At 51.3% G+C, this 224-nt stretch carries 1 protein-coding gene; it reads left to right on the plus strand.

Going from position 1 to position 224, the window contains the following annotated elements:
* Positions 1-224 (plus strand): IS66 family transposase (locus HMPREF2955_RS04915; RefSeq protein ID WP_139145485.1); only part of this gene is annotated, 224 nt, incomplete at both ends.

Below are 224 nucleotides of genomic sequence, written 5' to 3' on the forward strand. Positions count from 1 at the left end.
GTACACAAGCAGTACCTCCCCAACGAAGCCATGGAGAAAGCCCTGCGCTATGCCTTCTCCGTATGGATACGTATCAGCCGATACGTACAGGACGGGCGTTTCAACATAGACAACAACCTCATGGAACAAGCCATCAGGCCCATCACGCTGGGAAGAAAGAACTACCTGTTCTGCGGCAACAACGAGGGAGCGGAAAACAATGCCATCTTCTATACATTCATGGC

It is taken from the genome of Prevotella sp. HMSC073D09 (genome assembly GCF_001814145.1).
In the GTDB taxonomy this organism is placed as follows: domain Bacteria; phylum Bacteroidota; class Bacteroidia; order Bacteroidales; family Bacteroidaceae; genus Prevotella; species Prevotella conceptionensis.